Source organism: Nonomuraea sp. NPDC059007 (genome assembly GCF_042740555.1).
Lineage (GTDB): Bacteria > Actinomycetota > Actinomycetes > Streptosporangiales > Streptosporangiaceae > Nonomuraea.
In genome coordinates this window covers 1-5,675 of the sequence record NZ_JBHYJD010000110.1, presented here as the reverse complement: position 1 = coordinate 5,675, position 5,675 = coordinate 1, and the positions used below count along the sequence as shown (strand labels likewise).

Sequence of the window (5,675 nt, the reverse complement as noted above, 5' to 3'; positions counted from 1 at the left end):
GGAGAGGTGGGCGCGGGCGGTCAGCGTCTCGGGGTGTTCGGGACCGGAGACGCGTTCGCGGATGGGCAGCAGGTCGGCCAACAGGGCGCGCGCGGCCGCCGCGTCGCCGGCCTCCCCCGTCCAGTAGGCGAGGTGGGCGCGGGCGGTCAGCGTCTCGGGGTGCTCAGGACCGGAGACGCGTTCGCGGATGGGCAGCAGGTCGGCCAACAGGGCGCGCGCGGCCCGCAGGGTCCCCGGCCTCCCCCGTCCAGTAGGCGAGGTGGGCGCGGGCGATCAGCGTCTCGGGGTGCTCAGGACCGGAGACGCGTTCGCGGATGGGCAGCAGGTCGGCGTACAGGGCGCGCGCGGCCGCGGCGTCGCCGGCCTCCCCCGTCCAGTGGGCGAGGTTGGCGCGGGCAGTCAGCGTCTCGGGGTGCTCAGGACCGGAGACGCGTTCGCGGATGGGCAGCAGCTCGGCGTACAGGGCGCGGCCGACTGCGGCCTCGCCCACCTGGCCCGTCCAGCGGGCGAGGTTGGCGCGGTCGGTCAGCGTGTTGGGGTGCTCGGGCCCGAAGACGCGTTCGCTGATGGGCAGGAGTTCGGCCAACAGGGCGCGCGCGGCCGCCACGTTCCCCGCCCGGCCCGTCCAGTGGGCGAGGTTGGCGCGGGCAGTCAGCGTGCCGGGGTGCTCAGGACCGAGAGTTTCGGCTTGGGCGGCGTAGCGGGCCTGTTGCAGGGTCTTGGCGGTGGTGTAGTCGCCGCTGGCGCCCGCGAAGTCGATGACCTTGTTCATCGTGTGCGAGCCGGGTGGGGTAATGGTGCTGGTGTGGGGGAGCAGCCGGAGGTAGCGGGGCCAGTTCGCGCGGGCCTCGGGATCGGCGGGCAGCGCCGCGTCCAGCAAAGCGGCGGCACGGGTGCGGGTCTGGTCGCGCTGGGTGGTGGTGAGCTGGTGCCAGATGACCGCTTGGGTGAGCCGGTGGATGCTCACGCTCTCCCCGTCGTCGACGTCGTGGTCGCCGCCCGAGGTGATCGGATCGGCGGGGTGGGTGGTCAAGGTGATGAGGCTGTAGGAGGCCAGCAGAGCCAGGGCCTCGTTGACCGCCTGCTCATCGTCGTCCGCGCCGGCCAGGACGTCGGCCGGCAGGTGATCGGGGGCGTAGCAGGCCAGCAACTGCAGCAGGCGTTCGGCCAGCGGGTTCTGCTCTGCGACGCGGGCGCGGCTGACCTCCCATGCCTTGGCCACCACCCGCTCGGCGTCCCCGCCGACGGCGGCGGTGGCGAGCATGCGCTCGGGCACCCGGCGCAACAGGCGCAGGTAGCCGGCCGGTGTACAGCGCGGAGTCACGGTGATGTAGGCGCCGGCCTGGGTCAGCGCCAGCGGCAGGTCACCCAGCTCCTCGGCCAGCTCGCCCAGCACGGCCGCGTCGGCGGCGTGCGGCGGGCCGATCAGATCGCCCAGCAGCCGGATCGAGGCCGGGCGAGGCAGCGTGTCCAGGCGCAGCGGCGTGGCGCCCAGCTGCCGCCAGCCGACATCACGCCGGGTGGTGATCAGCACATGCCCGCCGGTCAGCCTGGCCAGGTACGGCTCGACGTGGGTGGGTTCTTCGACGTTGTCGAATATCAGCAGCCAGCCGGTACGGCCGGCCAGCCAGGTGATCGCCCAGGCGGCTGCTTCCTCGGGCGACGCCTGCCCGGCCGCCACCGAATCGCTGCCCGCCACCAGCGCCCGCGCCAGCCCGGCCAGGCCGATCTGGATCTGGGCCGGGCTGTCGGCGTCGATCCACCACACCAGTCCGTAGTCCAGACGGCGGGCGAAGCCGTACTGCAAGGCCAGCTCGCTCTTGCCGATCCCGCCGAGCCCGACCACCGCCTGACTGATCACCCCCGCACCGGCTCCGGCCTCAAGCGTGGCCGCCAGCATGGCCAGAGCCTCATCGCGGCCGACGAACCACGGTGCGGGACGGCGCGGCAATCCCAGCAGCCCGGCGGGCGCCTCGATCTGAGCCGGCGCAGGCAGGGGCGGCCGCCGCGCCGCGTGCAGGTCACCGGTGACGATGGTGCCCGAGTTGCCCCGCACCGCGGCCGATCGCGGCCCGCTCGCCTCCACCCGCGTACCTACGGGCTCACGGGGAGAAGCGGCATCGTCGTGGACACTCACAACCGCCACGATGGCCAAGCCCGCCACCCCAGGGCAACCCATTCCGCCGAATCCGGATCAGGCATACGTTCAGGCGAAACCCATCGGTCGCAGACAACGCAGAGCGTGGATTCCTTACCGCACTCCGGTGGCGTCGCGGGCCAGGAGGTCGATCGGCTCGCCGGTAATCTGCCGGAAGTTCCGATCGTCCTGAACGACCTGTTCCAGCGAGGCGTCTCGGTCAAGGTGCTGGAGGGCATGCCGCGGGGCGCGTGTTCATGCTCTCACTGCTGCGCAAGACGTCCGGCTGGCGCCGCCTCCACGCCCGCACGGCCTCCGTCGTCACACGCATCAATGTGGACGGCACCGCCGACCCGGCCTGTTACACGGTCAAGGCGGCGTGGGACGCTCAGCATGCCCCGCCCGGCCGACGAGCCCAGCTGCGCGTTTCCACCCGCCCACTACGTAGTCGTGAGATGAGGACCTTCCGGACGCGCCGGAAGGTCCTCAGTCCTCAGTCGGCGTAGCCCGGGCAGATCTGCACCCAGGCGTGGGAGGAGATGCGGTTGTCGGCCACCACATTGGTTCCGAGGAATTTCTCGTCAGAGAGCTCGGAGGCCGCCGAGCCGACGTTGACGCAGATGTACTCCCCTCCGCTGGCGCCCGCGTGGCGATAGAGCCTGACGACGCCCCAGCCGTTGGCGAACCCACGGTTCACCACCGAGGAGGCTTTGTCGTTGTCGCTGCCCGCGCAGCCCTTGTCGTTGGAGTAGTCCAGGTCATCGCCCTCCGCCCTGCACAACTGTTCCCCGCAGTTCGCGTAGCGATAGATGTAGACGTACCCGTTGGGCGACCCCACAGAGCACGCGGCCGCGGCTGAGACGGCCGGCTCGGGGTCGTCGACCGCTTCGCTGGTAGGTGAGTCCGTCGGGGTGAGGCTGACGTCGGCCGGCCTGTCCGGCCTGTCTTGCGCGTAGGCCGGCGCGATCAGCCCCAGCAGCGTCGTCAGGGCGAGAACGCCCAGGAGCACTCGGACCATTCTCATTGTTGTACACCTTTCGAGGTCGTCACGATCTTCTGTGCCTGCATCAGTGCGGTGCTTTCCATCTGCTTCCTGGTAGTGATCTCCTTTTCGTATGGGCGGCGCACGATGCCGCCGTAATGCCGTTTGAGATCGCGGATCGTGCCCGCGAGCGGGGTGGCCAGGGCGCACCGGGCTTCGGCGGTGGCCAGGCGGATCTCCTCAGCCGGCTTGAGCGAGGCCAGTCGGGCCCGGATGGCGCTGGGCGAGGTGTAGCCGAAGCCGGCTTCGCGCATGCATGTCGCCCAGGAGGCGACGGCCTGGTGGAAGCGGGCGTCGCCGTAGACCTGGGGGAGGTAGCGCGGGGCGAGGTTGTCCGTGATCGTCTTGACCCGGAACCACGTCTTGAAGTCTCCGTAAAGGGAGCTGTCGGCTTCCGCCAGGCAGCCGTCGCTGCTGGTGGAGATGACGGGGCCGCTGGGGATCCTGACCGACAGGGTCGCGCCCGGCGTGCCGTACAGGACGGTTGCGAAGCGTTCGCGCTGTTTGGCGGTCAGGGTCTTCAGGTAGCGGCTGTTGGGGTTGTCGCGCTTGTACGCCATGGCTTTCGCCCGGATCCGCCCGCCATAGCCGTAGGTCTGCGCCCAGGTGATGTCATCGAGTACACCGTCGATGACCCGGGTCTCGCGCGGATCCGCCCATGGCGTCAGCACGTAGGTGAACCCTTGCCTCGTCAGACAGCGGCGGATGAGTTCCTCACGTGCCCGCTCGACCGTCTGGACCTGATCGGCGGTGAGGCCGGCGGCAGGTGCAGGCGTCGGGAGCTTGTCAGGGGCAGAACAGGCCGTGAGAACGATCAGGGGGACGGCGGTCATGGCGCAGCGCGCGACGTGCCGCATCGTGAGTTTCTCCTTCGATGGGGGAATCCTTCCGTGGGGCGACGGACTCGATGCCTAGCCTTGGGGGCCGCGGAATTGTCCATAAGTGCCGTTCATGGACGTAGACAAACTTCTTCGGGGGGTATGTGGTGGGACGGCGCGAGTCACCGCTGGATCCGGCCGACGGCCCGATCGCGGCCTTCGCCTGGGAGTTACGCAAGCTCCGGCAGGAGCACCCGGGCCTGACCTATCGCGTCATGGCGGCCCGGACGCACTATTCGGCGGCGGCTCTGGCGCAGGCGGCCGCCGGCTACAAGCTGCCGTCGCTGGCTCTGACGCTGGCCTACGTGCAGGCCTGCGGCGGCGACGCGGCGGAGTGGGAGCAGCGCTGGAACGAGGTCAGCCGCCAGCATGTGGAGGAGAAATCCACTGCTCAGGCACCGTATCGGGGGCTGGCCAGGTTCGAGGAGCAGGACGAGGGGCTGTTCTTCGGCCGGGAGGCGCTGCTGGAGCGGTTGACCGCCGTCGTCGGGCAGAGCCGGCTGACGCTGATCTCGGGGCCGTCGGGGAGCGGCAAGTCGTCGCTGGTGCGAGCCGGCCTGGTGCCAAGGTTGCGGCGCTCGGGCGGGGTCGTCGTGATGACGCCGGGAGCTCAGCCCTGCGCGCCGCCCGACGCCGACGTGCTGGTCGTGGACCAGTTCGAGGAGATCTTCACGCTGTGGGAGCAGCACGGGGAGCGTGCGGCGTTCGTCGATGCGCTGCTGACGGCGCGCGCCCGCGTGGTTGTGGCGGTACGAGCCGACTTCCTCGGCCATTGCGCCGCGCACCGCGGGTTGGCCGAAGCGGTCGAGGGATCCACCGTGCTGGTGGGGCCGATGAACCAGGCCGAGCTGCGCGCGGCGATCGTCAAGCCCGCGGCGGCCGCCGGGCTGATCGTGGAGCGCGAGCTGACCGCCCGGCTCCTGGAGGAGGCCGGTGACGAGGCGGGCGGGCTGCCGCTGATGTCGCACGCGCTGCTGGAAACCTGGCGGCGGCGCCAAGGCCGTACTCTCACCGTCGCGGCCTATGCGGACAGCGGCGGCATTCGCGGAGCCCTCACCAGGACCGCAGAAGCCGTCTACTCCGAGCTGGCCCCCGACCGGCGGGAACGGCTGCGCCACCTGCTGCTGCGGCTGGTCACACCCGGCCAGGGCACGCCCGACACCCGGCGTCCTGCCCGCCAGTCCGAGCTCCTCGCCCAGCCGGACGACCCGGACCTCCTGGAGCGCATGGCGCAGGCGCGCCTGATCACGATCGAGAGGGACCGGGTGGAAGTGGCACACGAGGCGCTGCTGACCGCCTGGCCGAGGTTGCGGGAATGGATCGAGGCCGACCGGGAGCGGTTACGCGTTCATCGGCAGCTCACGCGCTCGGCCGAGGTGTGGCGGGAACTCGGCCGCGATCCGCACGCCCTGTATCGGGGGCTCCAGCTGGAGGTCGCGCGGCAGCACTTCCCCACGCCGGCCGACCGGCGTGCGCTGACCCCTGCCGAGCAGGAGTTCCTGGCCGCCGGGTCCGAGGCCGCCGCCGCCGGGCGGCGCCGCCGCGCCCGCCGTACCGCGGTGGCCTCGGTTCTGCTCGTCCTGTCGCTCGTCGCCGGGCTGCTGGCCTGGCAGCAGAC

The 5,675-nt window shown here is 71.1% G+C and carries 4 protein-coding genes and 1 pseudogene; 1 reads left to right on the top strand and 4 read right to left on the bottom strand.

Annotation, left to right across the window (positions count from 1 at the left end):
- From ACFWY5_RS57785 to ACFWY5_RS57770, 4 genes are all read right to left on the bottom strand, one after another.
- Positions 1-207 (bottom strand): tetratricopeptide repeat protein (locus ACFWY5_RS57785; RefSeq protein WP_379640373.1); only part of this gene is annotated, 207 nt, incomplete at its 3' end.
- Positions 164-2,137, bottom strand: a complete 1,974-nt coding sequence (locus tag ACFWY5_RS57780; RefSeq protein ID WP_379640372.1) for a tetratricopeptide repeat protein — start codon at positions 2,135-2,137, stop codon at positions 164-166. The genes ACFWY5_RS57780 and ACFWY5_RS57785, both read right to left, overlap by 44 nt.
- A 493-nt stretch (positions 2,138-2,630) precedes the next feature.
- Positions 2,631-3,161, bottom strand: coding sequence for a hypothetical protein (locus tag ACFWY5_RS57775; RefSeq protein ID WP_379625012.1), 531 nt, complete (start codon positions 3,159-3,161; stop codon positions 2,631-2,633).
- Positions 3,158-4,036, bottom strand: a complete 879-nt coding sequence (locus ACFWY5_RS57770) for a hypothetical protein (RefSeq protein WP_379640370.1) — start codon at positions 4,034-4,036, stop codon at positions 3,158-3,160. The genes ACFWY5_RS57775 and ACFWY5_RS57770 overlap by 4 nt, the downstream gene beginning before the upstream one ends.
- A gap of 128 nt (positions 4,037-4,164) precedes the next feature.
- Here ACFWY5_RS57770 and ACFWY5_RS57765 point away from each other — a divergent pair.
- Positions 4,165-5,675 (top strand): annotated as a pseudogene (locus ACFWY5_RS57765) (hypothetical protein); the annotation flags it as partial.

Excerpts from the sequence above, each read along its gene's own strand:
- ACFWY5_RS57775 (WP_379625012.1), bottom strand. The coding sequence starts at position 3,161 with ATGAGAATGGTCCGAGTGCTCCTGGGCGTTCTCGCCCTGACGACGCTG.
- ACFWY5_RS57770 (WP_379640370.1), bottom strand. The coding sequence starts at position 4,036 with ATGCGGCACGTCGCGCGCTGCGCCATGACCGCCGTCCCCCTGATCGTT.